Annotated in this window: 24 protein-coding genes; 6 read left to right on the top strand and 18 right to left on the bottom strand. The window is 49.0% G+C overall.

All coding sequences use genetic code 11. The annotated features are described in order from the left end of the window. Positions 1-39 precede the first annotated feature (39 nt). The 9 genes from EDF88_RS15685 to fdhD form a co-directional block, all read right to left on the bottom strand. Positions 40-597 carry an AAA family ATPase gene (locus EDF88_RS15685; RefSeq protein ID WP_134185722.1) on the bottom strand — a complete coding sequence of 186 codons (558 nt, stop codon included), beginning with the start codon at positions 595-597 and terminating at the stop codon, positions 40-42. Beyond that, positions 594-1,031: a PTS sugar transporter subunit IIA gene (locus tag EDF88_RS15680; protein ID WP_134185720.1), complete on the bottom strand. Its 438-nt coding sequence runs from the start codon at positions 1,029-1,031 to the stop codon at positions 594-596. Before EDF88_RS15680 ends, EDF88_RS15685 begins: the two co-directional genes overlap by 4 nt. Before the next feature lie 9 nt (positions 1,032-1,040). Beyond that, complete coding sequence (locus EDF88_RS15675; protein WP_134185718.1) at positions 1,041-1,310, bottom strand: hypothetical protein; 270 nt, start codon at positions 1,308-1,310, stop codon at positions 1,041-1,043. Positions 1,311-1,378: 68 nt separating this feature from the next. Next, positions 1,379-2,221, bottom strand: a complete 843-nt coding sequence (locus EDF88_RS15670; protein ID WP_134185716.1) for a class II fructose-bisphosphate aldolase — start codon at positions 2,219-2,221, stop codon at positions 1,379-1,381. Further along, on the bottom strand, positions 2,208-3,575 hold the full coding sequence (locus EDF88_RS15665; protein ID WP_064561195.1) for a PTS sugar transporter subunit IIC: 1,368 nt from the start codon (positions 3,573-3,575) through the stop codon (positions 2,208-2,210). The genes EDF88_RS15670 and EDF88_RS15665 overlap by 14 nt, the downstream gene beginning before the upstream one ends. Then, the gene (locus EDF88_RS15660; RefSeq protein WP_134185714.1) at positions 3,568-3,882 is read right to left on the bottom strand and encodes a PTS sugar transporter subunit IIB; all 315 of its coding nucleotides are present in this window, start codon (positions 3,880-3,882) and stop codon (positions 3,568-3,570) included. Before EDF88_RS15660 ends, EDF88_RS15665 begins: the two co-directional genes overlap by 8 nt. Positions 3,883-3,893: 11 nt before the next feature. Then, positions 3,894-4,874: a 6-phosphofructokinase gene (locus EDF88_RS15655; protein ID WP_134185712.1), complete on the bottom strand. Its 981-nt coding sequence runs from the start codon at positions 4,872-4,874 to the stop codon at positions 3,894-3,896. A 615-nt stretch (positions 4,875-5,489) separates the two neighbouring features. Beyond that, positions 5,490-5,858, bottom strand: a complete 369-nt coding sequence (asr, locus tag EDF88_RS15650) for an acid resistance repetitive basic protein Asr (protein WP_064514407.1) — start codon at positions 5,856-5,858, stop codon at positions 5,490-5,492. A gap of 119 nt (positions 5,859-5,977) precedes the next feature. Then, a complete protein-coding gene (fdhD, locus tag EDF88_RS15645; RefSeq protein ID WP_134185710.1) occupies positions 5,978-6,802 on the bottom strand; it encodes a formate dehydrogenase accessory sulfurtransferase FdhD in 825 nt (274 codons plus the stop codon). Between the two features lie 173 nt (positions 6,803-6,975). On the opposite strand from fdhD, the gene fdnG reads away from it, so the two are divergent. The 4 genes from fdnG to fdhE are packed head-to-tail and all read left to right on the top strand — an operon-like array spanning position 6,976 to position 12,502. Beyond that, the gene (gene fdnG / locus EDF88_RS15640) at positions 6,976-10,026 is read left to right on the top strand and encodes a formate dehydrogenase-N subunit alpha (protein WP_134185707.1); all 3,051 of its coding nucleotides are present in this window, start codon (positions 6,976-6,978) and stop codon (positions 10,024-10,026) included. A 12-nt stretch (positions 10,027-10,038) separates the two neighbouring features. Next, positions 10,039-10,944, top strand: a complete 906-nt coding sequence (gene fdxH / locus EDF88_RS15635; protein ID WP_064561184.1) for a formate dehydrogenase subunit beta — start codon at positions 10,039-10,041, stop codon at positions 10,942-10,944. Then, positions 10,941-11,576 (top strand): formate dehydrogenase cytochrome b556 subunit, encoded by a 636-nt coding sequence (gene fdoI / locus EDF88_RS15630; protein ID WP_064561183.1) that lies wholly within the window; start codon positions 10,941-10,943, stop codon positions 11,574-11,576. The genes fdxH and fdoI overlap by 4 nt, the downstream gene beginning before the upstream one ends. Further along, positions 11,573-12,502, top strand: coding sequence for a formate dehydrogenase accessory protein FdhE (fdhE, locus tag EDF88_RS15625; protein ID WP_064561182.1), 930 nt, complete (start codon positions 11,573-11,575; stop codon positions 12,500-12,502). The genes fdoI and fdhE overlap by 4 nt, the downstream gene beginning before the upstream one ends. Before the next feature lie 33 nt (positions 12,503-12,535). Here fdhE and EDF88_RS15620 read toward each other — a convergent pair whose 3' ends face one another. Together EDF88_RS15620 and EDF88_RS15615 are read right to left on the bottom strand one after the other, a co-directional pair. Continuing rightward, complete coding sequence (locus EDF88_RS15620) at positions 12,536-12,868, bottom strand: type II toxin-antitoxin system PemK/MazF family toxin (RefSeq protein WP_134185705.1); 333 nt, start codon at positions 12,866-12,868, stop codon at positions 12,536-12,538. Further along, complete coding sequence (locus tag EDF88_RS15615) at positions 12,868-13,143, bottom strand: AbrB/MazE/SpoVT family DNA-binding domain-containing protein (RefSeq protein ID WP_208326151.1); 276 nt, start codon at positions 13,141-13,143, stop codon at positions 12,868-12,870. Before EDF88_RS15615 ends, EDF88_RS15620 begins: the two co-directional genes overlap by 1 nt. 261 nt (positions 13,144-13,404) lie before the next feature. On the opposite strand from EDF88_RS15615, the gene EDF88_RS15610 reads away from it, so the two are divergent. Continuing rightward, positions 13,405-14,313 (top strand): alpha/beta hydrolase, encoded by a 909-nt coding sequence (locus EDF88_RS15610; protein ID WP_134185703.1) that lies wholly within the window; start codon positions 13,405-13,407, stop codon positions 14,311-14,313. A gap of 80 nt (positions 14,314-14,393) precedes the next feature. Here EDF88_RS15610 and EDF88_RS15605 read toward each other — a convergent pair whose 3' ends face one another. The 6 genes from EDF88_RS15605 to EDF88_RS15575 all read right to left on the bottom strand — a co-directional run bounded on the left by EDF88_RS15605 (position 14,394) and on the right by EDF88_RS15575 (position 17,803). Further along, positions 14,394-14,954, bottom strand: coding sequence for a sigma-70 family RNA polymerase sigma factor (locus EDF88_RS15605; RefSeq protein ID WP_134186023.1), 561 nt, complete (start codon positions 14,952-14,954; stop codon positions 14,394-14,396). A gap of 5 nt (positions 14,955-14,959) precedes the next feature. After that, complete coding sequence (locus EDF88_RS15600) at positions 14,960-15,436, bottom strand: hypothetical protein (protein ID WP_134186021.1); 477 nt, start codon at positions 15,434-15,436, stop codon at positions 14,960-14,962. Positions 15,437-15,634: 198 nt separating this feature from the next. Next, positions 15,635-15,856 carry a YgdI/YgdR family lipoprotein gene (locus EDF88_RS15595; protein WP_134185701.1) on the bottom strand — a complete coding sequence of 74 codons (222 nt, stop codon included), beginning with the start codon at positions 15,854-15,856 and terminating at the stop codon, positions 15,635-15,637. A gap of 172 nt (positions 15,857-16,028) precedes the next feature. Next, on the bottom strand, positions 16,029-16,388 hold the full coding sequence (locus EDF88_RS15590; protein ID WP_134185699.1) for a hypothetical protein: 360 nt from the start codon (positions 16,386-16,388) through the stop codon (positions 16,029-16,031). Between the two features lie 277 nt (positions 16,389-16,665). After that, the gene (locus EDF88_RS15585; protein WP_134185697.1) at positions 16,666-17,010 is read right to left on the bottom strand and encodes a type II toxin-antitoxin system HicB family antitoxin; all 345 of its coding nucleotides are present in this window, start codon (positions 17,008-17,010) and stop codon (positions 16,666-16,668) included. 418 nt (positions 17,011-17,428) lie between these two features. Continuing rightward, complete coding sequence (locus EDF88_RS15575; protein WP_243839625.1) at positions 17,429-17,803, bottom strand: hypothetical protein; 375 nt, start codon at positions 17,801-17,803, stop codon at positions 17,429-17,431. 211 nt (positions 17,804-18,014) lie between these two features. On the opposite strand from EDF88_RS15575, the gene EDF88_RS15570 reads away from it, so the two are divergent. After that, on the top strand, positions 18,015-18,203 hold the full coding sequence (locus EDF88_RS15570; RefSeq protein WP_134185693.1) for a toxin-antitoxin system HicB family antitoxin: 189 nt from the start codon (positions 18,015-18,017) through the stop codon (positions 18,201-18,203). On the opposite strand, the gene EDF88_RS15565 is transcribed toward EDF88_RS15570, so the two are convergent. Continuing rightward, the gene (locus EDF88_RS15565) at positions 18,195-19,181 is read right to left on the bottom strand and encodes a DUF2971 domain-containing protein (RefSeq protein WP_134185691.1); all 987 of its coding nucleotides are present in this window, start codon (positions 19,179-19,181) and stop codon (positions 18,195-18,197) included. The genes EDF88_RS15570 and EDF88_RS15565 overlap by 9 nt on opposite strands. Positions 19,182-19,250: the final 69 nt, after the last annotated feature.

The following is a 19,250-nucleotide window of genomic DNA, read 5'->3' as shown; positions in this document are numbered from 1 at the left end:
CGCAGAGGGCTTAATCGGCTAATGAAAGCAACATTCGGGTTAGTCTCCAAATTCTTCACTCAGCCATGCAAGGAGACCAGCGGTGTCTATCGGCTCTCGGTGGTCCACAGTGAAAACTGGTCCAAGTGACATCGGCTCTGCGTTATCCGCAAGTTTTACCAGCTCTGGCAGATATTCTTCCCCTGGGTGCCCGTGGCGTCTTACGCCAAGCCGCTGCGCATAGCGTTCGGCGGCAAGGTTACCTGGGATATGATTCCACACCTCCAGAACCCGGGTGACACCCGCCTGCTCAAGATAGCGTTCAAGCGCCTCTTTCGGCTGGAAGCCGAACCATGCATCAATAATAAAGACGCATTGCTCCGGGCTGTCGGCGACAATCGACCAGATCACTTCATAGGCGGCATTTCCCAGGCGGCGATTAAACGGCCTGTCTATCTCATCGAACTGCGCCATAAAGGGTTCTTTGATGCCGTCGATTGTCAGTAGCGGTAGTGCAAAATGTTCGGACAATAAGCGGGAGATCGTGCTTTTGCCTGACGCGGGTACGCCGTTCACAAGTACCACCGTTTTGCCCTGTGTTCGCGTGGTCTGGCTCATAATATTGCGATCACCTCTTCCTTGCCTTTTGCCCGACGCAGTTTTGCCATGACATCGTCATCGCCCAACAAATTCACTATCGCGCGGATACCTTCTTCGATATGCCCATTGCTGTCGCAGGCGGCAAACATAATCACGATATCGGCCTTTTCGCTGTCGGCAAAGGCGATGGGTTCCTCAAGCAAAACCAGACTGAAGCCATTTTTTATCACCCCACATTCAGGGCGAGCGTGGGGCATGGCGACGCCCTCTTCAAAAACGTAATACGCACCATGCTCAAGGGTGTTATTAATTACTGCCTGGTAGTAGGAGGGCAGGATATAGCCATTATCAACCAGCGGCTGAGCCGCAAGTCTAATCACCTTTTTCCAGTCCGTTTCGCGCACGCCAACTTGTATTGCCTGCGCTTCAATTAATAACTCTTTAATGGCCATGAGTTCTCCCTAAATATTCTTACGAATAATATTTCTCAGCTCATCAATTTTGACAAATAAAGCATCGATATGCTGACGGTGTGTTTTACTCTTCGCAAAAACTTGTAACGCCTGGTTATAGCGCAACATTAATGCTTTTTGTGTTTCGCCATTATTTGGGTTTTCCGTCAACGTATTTTCCAGAGCAGTTAATTCAGTTTCAAGTTGCACGGCTTGAATGTCATATTGCACCGTATCCGAATTATTACCGTGAAAAATTTTTTTCAAAGATCCAAACATAGCTAGCTCCCGCCCGACGGTTGCCACGCAACCAGGGTTACAATGAAGAGTAGAGGATAACGCCTGCTTTATTTAAATAATGCGATCTTTTCGATTAATACAGCAGCGACTGCATCATTTGCTGGTATTAAAAATTTGCGCACGCTGTCATTCACTTTTCCTTTCTCAAAGGTTTCTTTGCAGTGCCCAACCCATTGCACGTTCATTTCAGTACCGACGTTGACCTTATCAATGCCCCCGGAGACGGCGCGGCGCATATCTTCATCGCTGACACCTGTGCCACCGTGCAGAACCAGCGGGGTTTTGGTCACTTCGCTGATATCCGCCAGGCGTTGATGCTGAATTTTCGCTTTGCCGGTATATAGGCCGTGTACTGTACCGACGGACACCGCCAGCATATCCACCCCGGTTTCATCAACGAAACGTTTAGCGTCTTCGGTGGTGGTAAAGCAGATATCTTCCATGGCGACCGCTTTGCCATCTTCTGAGCCGCCAATCGCTCCCAGTTCTGCTTCTACTGAGATATTACGCGGGCGGGCAATATCAATAACCTTACGTGTATTCGCAATATTATCCGCCATGTCCAGATGGGAACCGTCATACATTACTGAACTAAACCCTGCATCGATGGCTGTTTTAATGGACTCAATATCTGAGCAGTGATCCAAATGCAAGCAGGTTGGTATTTGCTGGCTTTCGGATAAAGAACGAATTGAATCGACTAATAAACGATAACCTAAATATTCCGCAGTCCCGGTAGAAATTTGAATCATTAACGGACTATTGGTTGCTTTGGCAGCTTTAAAATAAGCGGGCAGCATTTCAAGGCAATGCAAATTAAATGAGCCTACCGCTTTAAATTTACGCTCTTTGGCTATCTGTAATAAATCTGGGAAGTTATACAGACTCATGTGCTTTTTCCTCTTGAGGTTTGGTTGATTTGCCATTCACGAACCAGGCGATAAGCGCTACGAACAGGATGAATAAGCCGACAAACGTCCAGTTATTCTGGAATACATGTCCCAAAATTAGGCCGCTACTGATCACATCAGAATCACTGAAAGTCACACCGGTAAAGCCGTAGCTTTCAAGCATTGGCACCAGGATGGCAGGAAGGAAGGTAATAAACAGGCCGTGCACCACACCGCCGATGATTGCGCCGCGTCTGCCGCCCATTGCGTTACCGAAAATCCCTGCGGTGCCGCCAGCAAAGAAGTTGGTCAACAAGCCGGGCAGAATCATCGCCAGGCCAAACATTGGGAAGACAATCATGCCGATGATGGAGCCGACAGTTGTGGCAAGGAAACCAACAATCACGGCATTGGGGGCGTAAGGGAACAGAACCGGGCAGTCCAGCGCAGGTTTGGCATCAGGCACGATACGCATCGCAATACCACGGAACGCAGGTACCAACTCGTTAAGCAGTAGCCGCACACCGCTATAGAGTACGAATACCCCGGCAACAAACTGAATCGCCTGCATAAAGGCAAACATCAGGTAATTCACGCCGTGAGAGTATTGGCCGATATATTCCGGGCCAGCCGCCAGCGCCGGGATGAGGTACATAGGGATCATCACCACGGCCATCGAAAGGTAAGTATCTTGCAAGAATTTGAAGTTATCCGGCAGCACCAGATCTTCGGTAGATTTAGAACCTTTGCCGACAACCTTCGCCACCGCAGCCTGCACCAGATAACCAATAGTGCAGAAGTGACCCAGAGCTACATCGTCAGAACCGGTAATACGGCGCACTACGGGTTGAGCGAGAGCAGGCATCAACACAGCCATAATTCCACCGAAGATCCCACCAGTAAGAATCAACGGCAGCCCAGTCAGCCCGGCTTTATAGCCGATCACTGCACCAATCGTTGCCATCCAAAGCAGTGCTTGCCCAGTGAGAAAGATGTATTTAAACGGCGTGATACGGGCAATGATGATGTTGACGATAAATATCACCATTAGCGTGAGTGCCACTTCGGAACCCAGTTCGCGGTTTGCAAGGCCGGCAATAGCTGCCACATCGGTGATGTAGCCTTTCATGCCAAAGCCGTGGGTGAAGATATCGTTCAAGAAAGTCAGGGTATCTACAATAATGTTGATACCCGCCATCATGATTAGAAAACCAAGCAGCGTTTTAAACGTCCCTTCCGCGACTTTACCCTTTGATTTTTTTTGCAGCAAAAGACCGAGCATGGCAATAAAGGCAATCAATATTGATGCCTGTCCTAGCAGGTCTTTAACAATAAAGTTAATGATGCTATTCATGGTCGTATACCTTCACATTGCGATCTTTTAAAAAGGCGACAATCTTTTGTTCGATTTCGTCTTTATCCGTGAGGCGGTGCAGCACAATGACGCGTTTAATTTCCTCTTCACTGGCATCGGCAGTTAAAATATCGGCGAACGTTTTTTGCGTTAAAATAATGTCAGATTTAAAGGCCCCCGCTTCTGATACGGTGGTGTGATCAATTTCTGCCGGAATCTGAAGTTTTTTAAGTACGGCAGTTGCAGCCATTTCAATGGCGAAACTGGAACCTAAACCGCAGCCACATACACAAAGAATTTTAAGCATTGAAAGTCTCCTCAAATAATATTGAGCTGCTTCGCTAATTTATAATGATGCCCTTCGGTGTCGACGAGGCGTTTTTGCATACTGATTAAATCTATAGGGATCGGTTTGTTACTCGAATTAATAATAATGGCTTTATTTCTCATACCGGACTGGATACAACGAACGACTTCACCTGCCATAATAGTGCCCTGATAGATTTCCTCGCAGGTAGGGTCACCGTTACGCAGGCTATAACCAATAATTGACTTACGAATACGTACGCCAATTTTTGGTTCAAGCTGTTTAATCATGGTGTCAATTGCCCCTTGGAAACCGGGGGAATACTCTTTGGTATAACCTTCAGAGCACAGGATCACGACGCTATTTTGTGTCTCAAGTCGTGCGCTAATCTTATGTGCCAGTTCGCTTAACGACTGCTGGCACTCGGGGATGAGCGCAAAATCAGCATTGCTTTTAATCGCCGATTGCAGCGTTAATTCACCGCAGTAGCCGCCCAACAGTTCAACCATAAAAACACGCCCTGGCAAAGCACGGCCTGTATTACGCAGCTTGGCGACTTCTTTAATCACTTGTTCACATGCAGTTGAAAAACCGATGGTGTAATCACTACCGTAAACATCATTGTCGATGGTCATACCGACACCGAAACAATTCACACCATATTCACTGAGGTTATTCAAAAATTGTAATGAGCCATCACCACCGGCCATAATAAGCACATCGATATGCAGGGTTTTTAACTGTTTTGCGATAGTTTCATATTCGCTACCCTTTAATTTACGGTTGGTGCGACCCGAAGACATAATAGGAATGGATGCTACGGAAAAATCCACTAAATCACGGATGGAAATATCCTGGTGGCTATTCTGCAATAGACCTGGAATACCACCGTTAAACAAAACGATTTCTGCTTGAGCCAGTCGGGAAACCTGAAAAACAAAGTTATTTATCCCCGTGACATCACCGCCGCTAATTACCATGCTGATTCTCATGACACTTATCTCGTTTGTTTTCCTTGCAGACATTTTTCCCTTTAAACAAGCCTTGAATTTGCAAGCTATATCACAAAATTGGGATTCATTTATTCGGATGAGCGGTTGACAGGTGTTTCTTAGGGGCAATATTTGTGATTTAAGTCACGAACTTTTGATATAAGCTCTATGAACTAAGGGTAAAGAAAATCTCTATATTTCAATGGATTAATATTATCGATTGGGAAATGGAATTCACCGATGTTATTTGAGTTGTAAATGAAGAATATCAGCTTTCAAAAATGTGACTACTCACGCATTTTTCTGCGGATGAAAGGGAGTGGAATTAATTAAGAGGCGTGAAAGAAAGAGGAAAAACTGTTTACAAGACAGTCAGGCGGAATTTAGTTTTTCAGAAGTGTGATGCACGAAAGATTGGTGGGTTAAGAACCCAGGCGGATTTTAAGTTGTGGACGGCGTGAAAAACAAAAAGTAGCAGCAGACCGCAGCCATTCCGTAAAGAATGACCAGCATCAAGATGATTTCAAACCGAAAGCGTTTTAGCAGTTGCTCAGGTTTGATAACAAAACACCCGGCAAGCCGGGTGTTTTTAATAATGAGGGGTTTCATTGCAACTTATGCAGCTGGTTTAACCGCTGGTTTTGCTGCTGGCGCTACTGGTGCAGCTGCTTTTTTGTGGTGCTTTTTAGCAGCCTGAGCTTTCTGTGGCGCTACTGGAGTTGCAGTGGTAGCGGCTTTTTTGTGGTGCTTTTTAGCCGCCTGGGCTTTCTGTGGTGCTGCTGGAGTTGCAGTTGTAGTGGCTTTTTTGTGGTGCTTTTTAGCTGCTTGCGCTTTCTGAGCTACCGGTGCTGCTTTATGGTGTTTCTTGTGGTGCACAGTAGTGGTGTGTTTTGCTGGAGCAGGTGCTGCAGTAGTTTCAGCAGCGAAAGCAACAGAGGACATACCCATTACAGCAACAGCAATCAGAGTTAATACTTTTTTCATTTTGATAGTCTCGTATTTGTTTATGTGTGGGTTGTTGGCCCGTTGAAATAACTTTATGCCAACAAACAAATACGTTCAGTGAGTGATTGGTGTCGGTACGTAACGGAATGTACAGCCTGTTAACACAACCGCTGCGGATGGGTATAAACCGTGGCTCGACCTGGTTTGCTAAATCCAACGAGCGTCAGGTTGCAGCGGCTTGCCACTTCAACGGCAAGCGTGGTTGCGGCTGAGACGGCAAACAGAATCTCCACCCCGCACTGGGCCGACTTTTGCACCATCTCATAGCTGGCGCGGCTTGAGACTAAAACTGCACCGTTTTGCCAGGCCTCACGCCCACGTGCGCCAAGCAATTTATCCAGCGCTACGTGGCGGCCGATATCTTCTTTGCCATCCAGAATAGTGCCGTTTTCATTAAGCCAGAGTGCGGCATGCGTGCAGCCGGTGAGTTGCCCGACTGGCTGGTAGTCGCGCATCTGGTTTAAGGCTGCATCAAGGTTGTTCAGGTCGAATGTTTGCGTAAACGGCAGGGGAGAGATTGGGCGGCCAATATCGTTGAGTTGCTCAACGCCACAAACGCCACAGCCAGTGCGCCCGGCAAGAGAACGGCGGCGTTCTTTCAGCCCCATAAAGCGGCGGCTTGAGAGCTCAATTTGCACTTCCAGGCCGTTACACACTGGCGAAACATCAATTCCGTAAATGTCTGATGGGGATTCAATTATCCCTTCTGATAAGGAAAAACCTAATGCAAAAAGCTCCAGATCTTTGGGAGATGCCATCATTACCACATGCGAAATACCATTGTAGACCAGAGCCACCGGGACTTCTTCAGCCAGCCAGTCGCCTTTAGCCTCGAGTAAATCGTGGCGTTGCCATAACTCAATCGTCCGGGCACCAGTGATGGTGTTCACATTTTCGTTCTGATTTGGTTCGGAATTGTTCACTTTGTCTTAACCTGATTGGAACGGCCTTAATCCTAATGTGGTATTCTGGAAACACTACCCCTATTGGATTAGGGGGTATTTCCAGTTTGGGTTTGATTGTGAACCTTCATCGGTCAAACCGCAAAAATTACACCTATAAAGTCTTGTGAAAAATGTCGAAACAAGGAGCACCCATGCAGGTCAGCAGAAGACAGTTCTTTAAGATCTGTGCTGGCGGTATGGCAGGGACTACGGCAGCCGCATTGGGCTTTGCCCCAGGCGTGGCACTTGCGGAAACACGGCAATATAAATTGCTGCGCACCCGTGAAACGCGTAATACCTGCACATACTGTTCCGTTGGTTGTGGGCTATTGATGTATAGCCTCGGCGACGGCGCGAAAAATGCCAAAGCATCTATCTTCCATATCGAAGGCGACCCGGATCACCCGGTTAACCGTGGTGCACTTTGCCCTAAAGGTGCAGGACTTGTGGATTTCATCCACAGCGAAAGCCGTCTGAAATTCCCGTCTTACCGCGCACCAGGCTCGGATAAGTGGGAGCAGATCAGTTGGGAAACGGCATTTGACCGTATTGCCAAACTAATGAAAGCTGACCGCGATGCCAACTTTATTGCCCAGAACGACCAGGGAACCACGGTTAACCGTTGGCTCTCCACCGGCATGTTGTGCGCATCCGCTTCCAGTAATGAAACCGGCTATTTAACCCAGAAATTTTCCCGCGCCCTCGGCATGCTTGCCGTGGATAACCAGGCGCGTGTCTGACACGGACCAACGGTAGCAAGTCTTGCTCCAACATTTGGTCGCGGTGCGATGACCAACCACTGGGTTGATATCAAGAACGCCGATCTCGTGATTGTGATGGGTGGAAACGCGGCAGAAGCGCATCCCGTCGGGTTCCGCTGGGCGATGGAAGCCAAAATCCATAACGGCGCGAAGCTGATTGTTATCGATCCGCGCTTTACGCGAACCGCATCGGTGGCAGATTTCTACACCCCGATTCGTTCCGGCTCTGACATTGCTTTCCTGTCAGGCGTACTGCTGTATCTGATAAACAACAATAAATTCAACCGCGAATACGTTGAGGCTTACACCAACGCCAACCTGATTGTGCGTGAGGATTACAGCTTCGATGACGGCCTGTTCTCAGGCTACGACGCGGCAAACCGTAAATACGACAAAACCACCTGGAACTATGAGCTGGATGAAAAAGGTTTCGCCAAACGCGACCTGACGCTGACTCACCCGCGTTGCGTATGGAACCTGCTCAAAGAGCACGTTTCTCGTTACACGCCAGATGTGGTTTCCAATATTTGCGGCACCCCGAAAGATGATTTCCTGAAAGTTTGTGAATACATCGCAGAAACCAGCGCAAAAAATAAAACCGCATCGTTCTTGTATGCGCTGGGCTGGACGCAACACTCCGTGGGCGCGCAGAACATTCGCACCATGGCGATGATTCAGTTGCTGCTCGGCAACATGGGAATGGCAGGCGGTGGCGTGAACGCCCTGCGCGGTCACTCCAACATTCAGGGTCTGACGGACCTCGGCCTGCTGTCACAAAGCTTGCCGGGCTACATGACGCTGCCGAACGAGAAACAAGCCGATCTCCAGACTTATCTTGCCGCCAACACGCCGAAACCGCTGCTGGAAGGCCAAGTCAACTACTGGGGTAACTATCCGAAATTCTTCGTTTCGATGATGAAAGCTTTCTTTGGCGACAAAGCCACAGCGGAAAATAGCTGGGGTTATGACTGGTTGCCGAAGTGGGACAAGGGCTACGACGTCCTGCAATATTTCGAGATGATGAACCAGGGCAAGGTGAACGGTTATCTGTGTCAGGGCTTCAACCCTGTTGCCTCGTTCCCGAACAAAAACAAAGTTATTGCGTCACTGTCGAAGCTGAAATTCCTCGTGACCATCGACCCGCTGAACACTGAAACCGCGAACTTCTGGCAAAACCACGGCGAATTTAATGATGTTGACCCGTCGAAAATCCAGACTGAAGTGTTCCGCTTGCCATCCACCTGCTTTGCCGAAGAAAACGGTTCTATCGTTAACTCCGGCCGCTGGTTGCAGTGGCACTGGAAAGGTGCGGACGCCCCAGGGGAAGCGCTGAACGATGGCGAAATCCTCGCGGGCATCTTTAGCCGCATGCGCCACATGTACCAGGCCGAAGGCGGTGCGCTGCCTGAGCAAGTGCTGAACATGACCTGGAATTACCAGACGCCTGATAACCCGGCGCCGGAAGAAGTGGCGATGGAAAGCAACGGTAAAGCGTTGCAGGACGTTGTCGACCCGGCAACCGGTACGGTTCTGGTGAAAAAAGGCCAACAAATCAGTTCATTTGCTCAACTGCGCGATGACGGCACCACTTCAAGTGGCTGCTGGATCTTCGCCGGTTCCTGGACGCCAGACGGCAACCAGATGGCACGCCGTGATAACGCTGACCCGTCTGGTTTGGGTAATACGTTAGGCTGGGCCTGGGCGTGGCCGCTTAACCGTCGCATTCTGTATAACCGTGCTTCTGCTGATCCCGCAGGTAAACCGTGGGATGAAAAACGCCGACTGATTTCCTGGGATGGCGCGAAGTGGAGCGGCGCAGATATCGCCGACTACAGCACCGCCGCACCGGGTACCGACGTTGGGCCATTCATCATGCAGCCGGAAGGTTTAGGGCGTCTGTTTGCTATCGACAAGATGGCAGAAGGGCCGTTCCCGGAACACTACGAGCCGTTTGAAACGCCGCTTGGCACCAACCCGCTGCACCCGAACGTGGTTTCTAACCCGGCGGCGCGCGTGTTTAAAGGTGACCTGGAAGCGATGGGCAAACACGACAAATTCCCATATGTCGGCACCACGTATCGTCTGACCGAGCACTTCCACTACTGGACCAAACACGCAGTACTGAACGCCATCGCGCAGCCAGAGCAGTTTATCGAGATTGGCGAAAAGCTCGCAAATTCACTCGGTATTGCTCACGGTGACACGGTGAAAGTCTCCTCCAACCGTGGCTTTATCAAAGCCAAAGCGGTGGTGACCAAGCGTATTCGTCAGTTGGATGTGAATGGCCAAAAAGTGGACACCATCGGTATTCCGATTCACTGGGGTTATGAAGGCGTGGCGAAGAAAGGCTTTATCGCTAACACCCTGACGCCATTTGTCGGTGATGCCAACACGCAAACGCCTGAATTTAAGGCGTTCCTGGTCAATGTGGAAAAGGTGTAGCGGAGAGGAATTATGGCTTATCAATCTCAAGATATTATCCGCCGTTCCGCCACCAACGGCCTCACGCCCGCGCCTCAGGCGCGGGATCACCAGCAAGAGGTCGCAAAACTTATCGACGTGACCACCTGCATTGGCTGCAAAGCCTGCCAGGTGGCCTGTTCGGAGTGGAACGATCTGCGCGATGAGATCGGCAGCAACGTCGGGGTGTATGACAACCCGGCGGATCTGACTGCTAAATCGTGGACGGTGATGCGTTTCTCGGAAGTGGAGCAAAACGACAAGCTGGAATGGCTGATCCGCAAAGATGGCTGTATGCACTGTGCGGATCCGGGCTGCCTGAAAGCCTGCCCGGCTGAAGGCGCGATCATTCAGTACGCCAATGGCATTGTCGATTTCCAGTCTGAACAGTGCATCGGCTGCGGTTACTGCATCGCCGGTTGCCCGTTCGATGTGCCGCGCCTGAACCCGGAGGACAACCGTGTCTACAAATGCACCCTGTGTGTAGACCGTGTGACCGTCGGCCAGGAGCCTGCTTGCGTGAAAACGTGCCCAACCGGTGCGATTCATTTTGGCTCGAAAGAGGATATGAAAACGCTGGCGGGGGATCGTGTGGCTGAGTTGAAAACCCGTGGTTTCGACAACGCCGGATTGTACGACCCTGAAGGCGTTGGCGGCACTCACGTCATGTACGTGCTGCATCATGCGGACAAGCCGACGCTGTATCACGGCCTGCCGGAAAATCCGTCCATCAGCCCAACCGTGAAATTCTGGAAAGGTGTCTGGAAGCCGCTGGCCGCCATTGGCTTTGCTGCAACCTTCGCCGCCAGCGTGTTCCACTATGTGGGGGTCGGCCCGAACCGTGCCGAAGAAGAGGACGATAACTTGCACCATGAGGATGACGAGGTGCGCAAACCATGAAAAAACAAGTGACTATTCAGCGTTATAGCGCGCCTGAGCGTATCAACCATTGGGTAACCGCCTTCTGCTTTATGCTGGCGGCCATCAGCGGACTGGGCTTTTTCTTCCCCTCCTTCAACTGGTTGATGCATGTTCTCGGCACGCCGCAGCTGGCGCGCATCCTCCACCCGTTTGTCGGTGTGGTGATGTTTGCCTCGTTTATCATCATGTTTTTCCGTTACTGGCACCACAACCTAATCAATCGGGATGATATCTTTTGGGCGAAGAATATTCGTAAGATCATCGTCAACGAGGAAGTGGGTGATACCGGGCGTTATAACTTCGGCCAGAAATGCGTGTTCTGGGCGGCGATTATTTTCCTGGTGTTACTGCTGGTGAGTGGCGTGATTATCTGGCGTCCTTACTTCGCTCCTGCTTTCTCAATCCCGGTGATTCGCGTAGCCCTGATGGTGCATTCATTTGCCGCAGTGGCACTGATTGTGGTTATTATGGTCCACATCTACGCCGCCCTTTGGGTGAAAGGCACGATTACCGCGATGGTGGAAGGCTGGGTCACCACGACCTGGGCGAAGAAACACCATCCGAAATGGTATCGTGAAGTTCGCCAAAAACAGGAAAAACGACAGGAATGAGTATTCGCATAATCCCGCAAGATCAGCTGGAGAAGAGCGATAAACGCACGGCGGAAATGATCCCGCCGTTATTGTTCCCAAGGCTGAAAAACCTCTACAACCGCCGCGCAGAACGTCTGCGCGAGTTGGCGACCGATAATCCGCTGGGCGATTTCTTGCGCTTTGCGGCACTTATCGCCCATGCGCAGGAAGTGGTGCTGTACGACCACCCGCTGCAAATGGATTTAACCGATCTGATTCAGAAAGCGTCTGAAACGGGCAAGCCGCCATTGGATATTCACGTGCTGCCGCGTGACCCGCACTGGCAGCGCCTGCTGAATTCACTGATTGCCGAGCTGAAACCAGAAATGGACGGCCAGGCATTAGCGGTTATCGAAAACCTGGAAAAAGCCTCTTCGCAAGAGCTGGAAGAGATGGCCACTGCGTTGTTTAATGCAGACTTTGCGCTGGTTTCGAGCGACAAAGCCCCGTTCATTTGGGCGGCGTTGTCACTCTACTGGGCGCAAATGGCAAGCCTGATCCCGGGCCGTGCGAAAGCGGAATACGGCGAGCAACGCCAGTTCTGCCCAGTGTGCGGTTCGATTCCGGTATCCAGCGTCGTGCAAATCGGTGGCACCAGCGGCCTGCGTTATTTGCACTGCAACCTGTGCGAAACCGAATGGCATGTGGTGCGCATTAAATGCAGCAACTGCGAGCAAACCCGCGACCTGAACTACTGGTCGCTGGAAAGCGAACAATCAGCGATTAAAGCGGAAAGCTGTGGCGACTGCGGCACTTACCTGAAGATCCTCTATCAGGAAAAAGATGCCAAAGTGGAAGCCGTGGCCGACGATTTAGCCTCGCTGGTGCTGGATGCGCGCATGGAGCAAGAAGGCTTTGCCCGCAGCAGCATCAATCCTTTCCTGTTCCCAGGGGAAGGCGAGTAGGTGATGCAGTGGGATGCTTTGCATCCCACTGTGTTATTCGAAAAAGACCTTCACTCTGGACAGCGCCTCTTCTGTGACTTCTTCAGGTGCTTTTTCAATGAAACGCATCTGTCTGGCCCGGAAATCGATTGATTTAACATGATGGCAAATGACAACTCCCCGGGTGTGAGTTTCTGTCAGATGTACTTCAAACGCATTGCCACGAACACGAGATGTTATTGGTGCCACAATCGCCATCCCAGCCTTGCGGCTAAATTCGACTGGTGACAATACTAGCGCAGGCCGAGTTTTGGCTTGTTCGTGACCTGCGGCAGGATCAAAATCGAGCCACACTACATCGCCTCTATCAGGCAAATAAAGACTCACTAATCTAACTCCTTGCCAACAGGAGGAGAATTCAGCCACTCACGGTCTTCATCATCAAGCTCGAAACTTCCTTCTGGTGATTGGGCCAGTAACTCACTTAGCGTGTATATCGGCTTTGCGATTCGCAACATAATCCCTCCCTCAACGGCTTCAATATCCACTTTGTCACCTATTCTCATCCCAGCTTTCTCCAGAACAGCAGCAGGAATAATGGCCCCTGCGGAATTACCCCATTTACGAATCAGCGTTTTCACCATGATTACCAAATTAAACAATGTTTAAACTCATTTTAACACGATGGGTAAATCGCACAATGTTTAACCATCTACATTATTTACGGTATCTAATGTTGTTTTGTGAATGAGCTTGCTAGGTACTATAAACCTCAAAAAGCGTACGGTTATCTGCTTTTTCCTGGTAGTTTTCATTTGTTCGAGGCGCTTTCCAGAATGCTGAAATAGTGAAAAAACTTGGTTCACGCGATCCCATAAATGCGATATAACTGTTCATCTATACAGCATAAAAGGAATTCCGCTATGTCCCTTGAACCCGCAATTTCCGGGCTGGTTGATGAGTTCATCGATTCTGGCCGTCCTTCTTCACGCCAACAAACTTTTGCCGAACGCCGGGCCGGGTATATCGCCAGCACGGTTTTAGCGGGCGAAACGGAAACCCGGGTCGACGTGAAAGACATCTGTCTTGATGGCTGCACGTTACGTATGTTTTCCCCGCTCAATGCCACCGGATCGCTTCCTGCCGTGATCTACTACCACGGCGGTTGCTTTGTTAGCGGTGGGTTTGAAACCCATGACAATCAGTTACGCCAGCTTTGCTATCACAGTGGTTGCCGGGTGATTGCTGTTCAGTATCGCGTGGCACCGGAGCACACTTATCCGGCAGCGCATGATGATGCTGAGCGTGCAGCGGACGCTATCTGGCAAGCGGCTGATCAGCTGGAAGTGGATTGTGAACGAATAACGCTCGCGGGCGACAGCGCCGGTGGACACATTGCCCTGGTCACCGCCCTGCGCCTGAAAAGTGCGGGAAACTGGTTGCCTGCGCGCCTCATGCTGATTTACCCGATGCTGGACGCGACGGCGGAATCTGTCAGCTATCAGGAAAATGGCTACGACTACATCATTACCCGCGATACGCTGCTTTCCGGTTACGAAGCCTATATGCCCGATCTGGACGCAATGGATGATGAAGCCAGCCCGTTATTTCGTGAAGATTTTGCAGGCTTGCCACCGGTGCATATCATCACCGCTGAATACGACCCCCTTCGCAATGAAGGCGAGGTGCTGCATGAGTGCCTGATGGACCAGGGCGTTGAGTCCACCTGCCAACGCTATCTCGGTGTGATCCACGGCTTTTTCCAGCTTGGTGGTATCAGCCAGGCAGCGCGCGACGCCATGCGTGATGTTGCGTGGCGGGTCGGTCAATAAGCTCAATCAATCCCTTGCACCACTCCGGCCAGGCTATGCTGGCCGGGGCTTTTCGTTCAGAGAAACCCGACTCTGCGCACTCAGCCTTCCGTTAGCTCATCATAAAGATTGCGAAGACGGGTTCGTAGATAAAGCACGGCCTTGTGCTTGCGGGATAACAGTGCCTGAACGCTAATGCCTGTTTCTTCCGCTAACCCCTTAAAGCTGTAGCCGTGGAGTTCGGTTTTTTCGAACGCCTCACGCTGCGCCACAGGAAGCTCCGACATCGCATCTTCCAGCTCATCCCAGAGCAATTGACTCAAATATTCGTCTTCCGGTGACTGCGGCACGCCAAACAACGTTTCCGCCAGTTCGTCTTCCGGAAGAAAACCCTCTTCGCCGTCAGAATAATAATCAGAAAGCGGAAGCTCGCGCTTTTTGCGTGCCCTGTCGGTCATTTCATTACGAGCGGCGCGAAACAACCAGGCGGCGACGTTCTCCACCGGTTGCTCCACTTTCATCAACTGCCATGTCACTTCTTGCAGGATATCGTCTGCGTCATCACGAACCGGCGTGCGGCCAACGATAAAAGCTTTCAGCTTCGAGCGACATGCAGTCAGTGCCAACATGACTCGAGAGTGTCCTGCCGTCCCGGCTTTCATTACCGTCACTCAGCCTGCGTCGGTTTCTGGGCGTTATCTTCCGGCTTCTGACGGCAATGCTCATTCTCACCCTGCCGCTCGTGGCGATCGGCATGATGCTCATCGCGATGATGGCAATGGCCGCGACCATGACGCCAGAATCCGCCGCGGCGCTGCTGAACAAACTGTTCACGCTGCTCTGGTGTCATTTGCATCCAGCGTTCATGCATACGGCGGCGCTCCCGGCCCATACCGAACATCCCAGGACGCAGCCCAAGGCCGCCGAACAGAATACGGCACAGCACCAGCAACCCAAGCGCCTGCCAGAAGCCAATGCTTTTCACGCCGATAATCGCAGGCAGCAGTGCATTCCACAGCGACATCACCAGCAGGCTCAACGCGACAATAAACACAATGCCCATCAGCAGTGGTTTAGCCATCGGGTGACCACCGAATCCGCGACCGTGCTCCCGGCCATGTCCACGCATATCAAAATCTCTCATCATTTTTACTCCTCATCAGATTAGTTAATTATTGCTTCTGATGAGGTAGACGAATGAGAAGCAGAAATATTGCCAGGAAAATGAAAAATTTTTCTGTTCGGAGTGAAGGCGCATCCTCTCCGGCACGTGTTTTTTGCGGTGAATAAGTGGGGGATGTAATACCAGCCAATCTAAATTGGCTGGTATTTGCATAACAAATCAGTCCTTCTTAATCATCTGCACGATTTGGTCGTCATTAATCTGGCGCTCGTTGCCTTGCTGATCGGTGTAACTAATCAGGCCAGTATCTGAATCCACTTGTGGTTTCCCCTGCGTCACAATCATATCGCCTGCTTTGGTCGACATAACGTAATCGCTCGAACACGCCGTGACCGAAAGCGCTACACCGCTTAACAGCAGAACTGCCATCAATTTTTTCATGCTGAAATATCCCTTTTAAATAAGAAGGGGATTCTACCTGTTGTGCTCAAGACAGATTGTTAAGGTGTATGACGAAGGGTTTTTGGAGCTATGGTGCTGCTTTGCTACAAAATAAAAAAACCGCATGGCTTTACCATACGGTTTTTTAACTTTTTCAAGGTATTAACGCTGTTTAAGAACTCAAATGCGCTTGTTTCCTGCGTGCGACGTCAATAAACAAAATGCTGGCAGCAAAGGATAAACAGGACGTAATAATCAGCACCAGAAGGTAAGAAGTGACGTAGTTATATTCTTTGTCTAAATGAGTCAGCTGTTCAGAAATCAGGTCGATGTTATCTACCGTGTAGCTTCTGCAAGCATAAAGCCCGTACCAAAAGGCACTGAAGCCGACCAGACACGTGTAACAGAACCAGGTGAGTTTTTTATCTATGTACTCAAGATAAAATTTGGGGTCGGAGTAGGCCACTTTGAGAAGCCCAAAAAAACAGCCAAAGTAGATGCCAATCAACCACTTCAACACATCCCAGTTCATACAAACCTCTTAAATTGCTGCTACCTGTTTCGTCAGGCATTAAAAAAGGGCTACGCTTCACGTAACCCCTTGTTTTATTTCGTTTACGCCAGGTAAGTCTAACGGACTGATTCTTTTGCTTATGTGGCGGAAATAATATCGGCGCAGTATCTCACATGCTGGGGTGACAAAGAAGAGCGTGCAGGGGGCGTGTGGATGTAGGCGTTGCTTTAAAAAAATGGCGGATGTCGCAAGCGAATCCGCCCTACAAAACCTGATTAATTGCTGGCAACGCTAATCACGCATCATGTTGCTTAATGATTAATTTTGCGCCCTGATTGAGTAACTGATTAATACTCTCGCCGCATGCCAGCGCGATACGTTCAAGAGCTGCATGGTCTTCAGGCGTTAGACGAGCAGAAATCTTCCCGCTGTATGATTTATAAGGCTCAATGTTTTTTGCACGGCATGTATCAAGAAAGAATTTCAGAGATTCGGCTCCCTCTGTTTTCAATTCCTGCACACTGTAGGCGTAAAAATCTGCACCGCCGTTTAAGCCAACGAACTCGCCGCGAAACATTTCAATGTCTGGGTCGAAGCTAACAATGGCTGTGTGGCCGTCAATTTTAAGCATGTTATTCATGGTTTGATTCCCATACTTTCTAACCAGATGCGGGTCGCATTTACGGCACCTTTATCCATCGTCGATTGCGGGTGTGGTCGGTGATACACACGAACCTCTTCCCGTAATGTGAACGCTTCTCGCGATCCAGCGGCACTTACATCTACCTCTGCCCCCAGAGAAATCATTAACGCTTTAAAGTCCCGCCATTCCAGAGAACCTGCCACGGGACGACGATAGATCGCCTCCAACGTCCTTTGATGTTGTCGTTTCATACAAGTGTAGTATGACTTCCTTGTTATTCGATGGTATCAAAAAATAATACCATCGAGAAGTGGGTATTAAGGAAGTGAAGGAGGCACGAATCGCTGCGCGGTTACAGCCATCCTTCACTCGTACAATAAAGGTCAGTGAATTCCCGGCACTACCTCGCCACTGATCATTGCCAGCCACCATCGGTGTGAACAAAACGCGGGGTTTTTAAATCCTCGACCAGAAGGTTAATCAACTCGGACAATAAACCGGTGATCTGTTCTTCCTGCTCAGGTGACTGCTGGCGTTGCAGAAGGAAGATGGTGAGAGCGGAACAGTACTCGCGCAGGGTTTCGGAATCAGTTGAAAATGGGCCGCGATAGTTATCGGGCTCTGCCACATCCACCGTCAGGCGCCCGATTAAATGCGCGGGTAACGGCGTTTTTAGCGCAGCTTTCAATACTTCAAGCGCGGCAAGTAAGCGCCCACACAATGCCATACGTTCGGTGTTGTCATCGTTTTCAATCAGCGCATCAACATAATGCTGGCAGGCGTGGAGCACCTGGAAGAGATCGTGTGTGGCACCTAGCGGGGTTTTTAGTAACGTCGTGATTGCGGATTCAATAACTGGTTGTGGGTATGCGGTTTCAGCGTGAGTGATTGTGGTGAGCCTCCGTCTAGTACTCGTAATACTTTTCGGGGGCGTTTTTTTTCAGGTAGCCCTATGGTAGGGTGTCAACTGACTACTTAAATCTAACTTTGTGGGTACGTACATGTCAACTGTGAAAAGGGATGCAAAACAGTCAACGGCAGGTAAATCTCCGACATTTCAGATCCGCATCACACCAGAACTGAAAGCTCAATTTGAAGTTGCAGCGAAAGACGCAGGCATGAGCCTGGGGAATTGGTTGAAGACGTTTGGCAGGAAAGAGTTGGAACGTCTGGAAGGTCGGTTAAAGTGAATGAATATCTAACTGCTTGAATTCTAGTTCAAATCTTTCTGAGCTGGTTACAGATTGGAAGATTTTAATATGAGATAAATTTTTATCTAAAGATATTTTTTTTATCAATCTATCTCTGTCTCTTTTCAGAATTTTACACCCCATATATATTGCTTTTATTGATTCTGGGTGAATTTTGTAAAGGAAAACAGTGGTAGGGTCTTCAGAAAGGTCTTTTAAATATTCTCTATAAATAGATTCAATAAATGAATTTTTGGCGTCTTCTTCAGAAACGTATGGTTGTTCATACAACTCTCGAATATATCTGTCTCCCTCAAGCTTTAAAATCTCTTTAATATTTATTAAGAACATAGAGTTTCCTAACGATTTCTCATCTAAATAACTGCTATCATAAAGAGTAAACTCAATACTGTCTAAATGCTTTTCATGTACTACTATATAATCGGCAGTTAGAAGAGGTAATATTATTCTGTGTTCTTTTTCGTAGATCCACTCATCACTTTTGATTAGTAAATGTTCAAGTATATTTTCAAATTTTTGCATGCTAGGTCTTTTTGAGTTGTAACGAACTCTTTGAATATGACCGGCATTAATATTCTCTCTTCTTTCATTTTCTACATCATCAATGATTTCTCCTTCAAGATCTTCATCATACTTTAAAGCTGTAAAATCCTTATAATCATCGAACAACACTCTATTTGCATCAAACTCAATAACTATACCTTTATGCTGATCTGCATAATGTGACCACATTAAGAGATTATTATTGGTTTCTGAAAGTGAAACAACAGCATAATCAAAATAGGAAGAATTGGCTAACTTTTCGAAGGATTCACTATCGGAATCATCGTCCTCATTTTTGTGGCTTGGCCTAAGCTCAAAGGGATCATTCAATGCATACTTTTGAGTGGCCCTGATAAGTAAGTTATCGAAGAAATCAAATCTTAAATGTGTGTATTTATAAATGTTGTTTAACATAAGTCACCCTACTTTTAATATTAATTCCTTTAATGCAGCAAAATCATAATACTTCGAGGGTGGAGTGGA

Origin of the sequence: Buttiauxella sp. BIGb0552 (assembly GCF_004366275.1) — a bacterium.
Taxonomy (GTDB): domain Bacteria; phylum Pseudomonadota; class Gammaproteobacteria; order Enterobacterales; family Enterobacteriaceae; genus Buttiauxella; species Buttiauxella gaviniae.
The sequence above is the reverse complement of the archived record's forward strand: the minus strand, read 5'-3'. Positions and strand labels throughout refer to the sequence as shown.

Excerpts from the sequence above, each read along its gene's own strand:
- fdxH (WP_064561184.1), top strand. The coding sequence starts at position 10,039 with ATGGCTTATCAATCTCAAGATATTATCCGCCGTTCCGCCACCAACGGC.
- EDF88_RS15675 (WP_134185718.1), bottom strand. The coding sequence starts at position 1,310 with ATGTTTGGATCTTTGAAAAAAATTTTTCACGGTAATAATTCGGATACG.
- EDF88_RS15665 (WP_064561195.1), bottom strand. The coding sequence starts at position 3,575 with ATGAATAGCATCATTAACTTTATTGTTAAAGACCTGCTAGGACAGGCA.
- fdoI (WP_064561183.1), top strand. The coding sequence starts at position 10,941 with ATGAAAAAACAAGTGACTATTCAGCGTTATAGCGCGCCTGAGCGTATC.
- EDF88_RS15600 (WP_134186021.1), bottom strand. The coding sequence starts at position 15,436 with ATGAGAGATTTTGATATGCGTGGACATGGCCGGGAGCACGGTCGCGGA.
- asr (WP_064514407.1), bottom strand. The coding sequence starts at position 5,858 with ATGAAAAAAGTATTAACTCTGATTGCTGTTGCTGTAATGGGTATGTCC.
- EDF88_RS15660 (WP_134185714.1), bottom strand. The coding sequence starts at position 3,882 with ATGCTTAAAATTCTTTGTGTATGTGGCTGCGGTTTAGGTTCCAGTTTC.
- EDF88_RS15590 (WP_134185699.1), bottom strand. The coding sequence starts at position 16,388 with ATGAACTGGGATGTGTTGAAGTGGTTGATTGGCATCTACTTTGGCTGT.
- EDF88_RS15680 (WP_134185720.1), bottom strand. The coding sequence starts at position 1,031 with ATGGCCATTAAAGAGTTATTAATTGAAGCGCAGGCAATACAAGTTGGC.
- EDF88_RS15670 (WP_134185716.1), bottom strand. The coding sequence starts at position 2,221 with ATGAGTCTGTATAACTTCCCAGATTTATTACAGATAGCCAAAGAGCGT.
- EDF88_RS15685 (WP_134185722.1), bottom strand. The coding sequence starts at position 597 with ATGAGCCAGACCACGCGAACACAGGGCAAAACGGTGGTACTTGTGAAC.
- EDF88_RS15595 (WP_134185701.1), bottom strand. The coding sequence starts at position 15,856 with ATGAAAAAATTGATGGCAGTTCTGCTGTTAAGCGGTGTAGCGCTTTCG.
- fdhE (WP_064561182.1), top strand. The coding sequence starts at position 11,573 with ATGAGTATTCGCATAATCCCGCAAGATCAGCTGGAGAAGAGCGATAAA.
- EDF88_RS15570 (WP_134185693.1), top strand. The coding sequence starts at position 18,015 with ATGTCAACTGTGAAAAGGGATGCAAAACAGTCAACGGCAGGTAAATCT.
- EDF88_RS15565 (WP_134185691.1), bottom strand. The coding sequence starts at position 19,181 with ATGTTAAACAACATTTATAAATACACACATTTAAGATTTGATTTCTTC.
- EDF88_RS15605 (WP_134186023.1), bottom strand. The coding sequence starts at position 14,954 with ATGAAAGCCGGGACGGCAGGACACTCTCGAGTCATGTTGGCACTGACT.
- EDF88_RS15585 (WP_134185697.1), bottom strand. The coding sequence starts at position 17,010 with ATGAATAACATGCTTAAAATTGACGGCCACACAGCCATTGTTAGCTTC.
- EDF88_RS15610 (WP_134185703.1), top strand. The coding sequence starts at position 13,405 with ATGTCCCTTGAACCCGCAATTTCCGGGCTGGTTGATGAGTTCATCGAT.
- EDF88_RS15655 (WP_134185712.1), bottom strand. The coding sequence starts at position 4,874 with ATGAGAATCAGCATGGTAATTAGCGGCGGTGATGTCACGGGGATAAAT.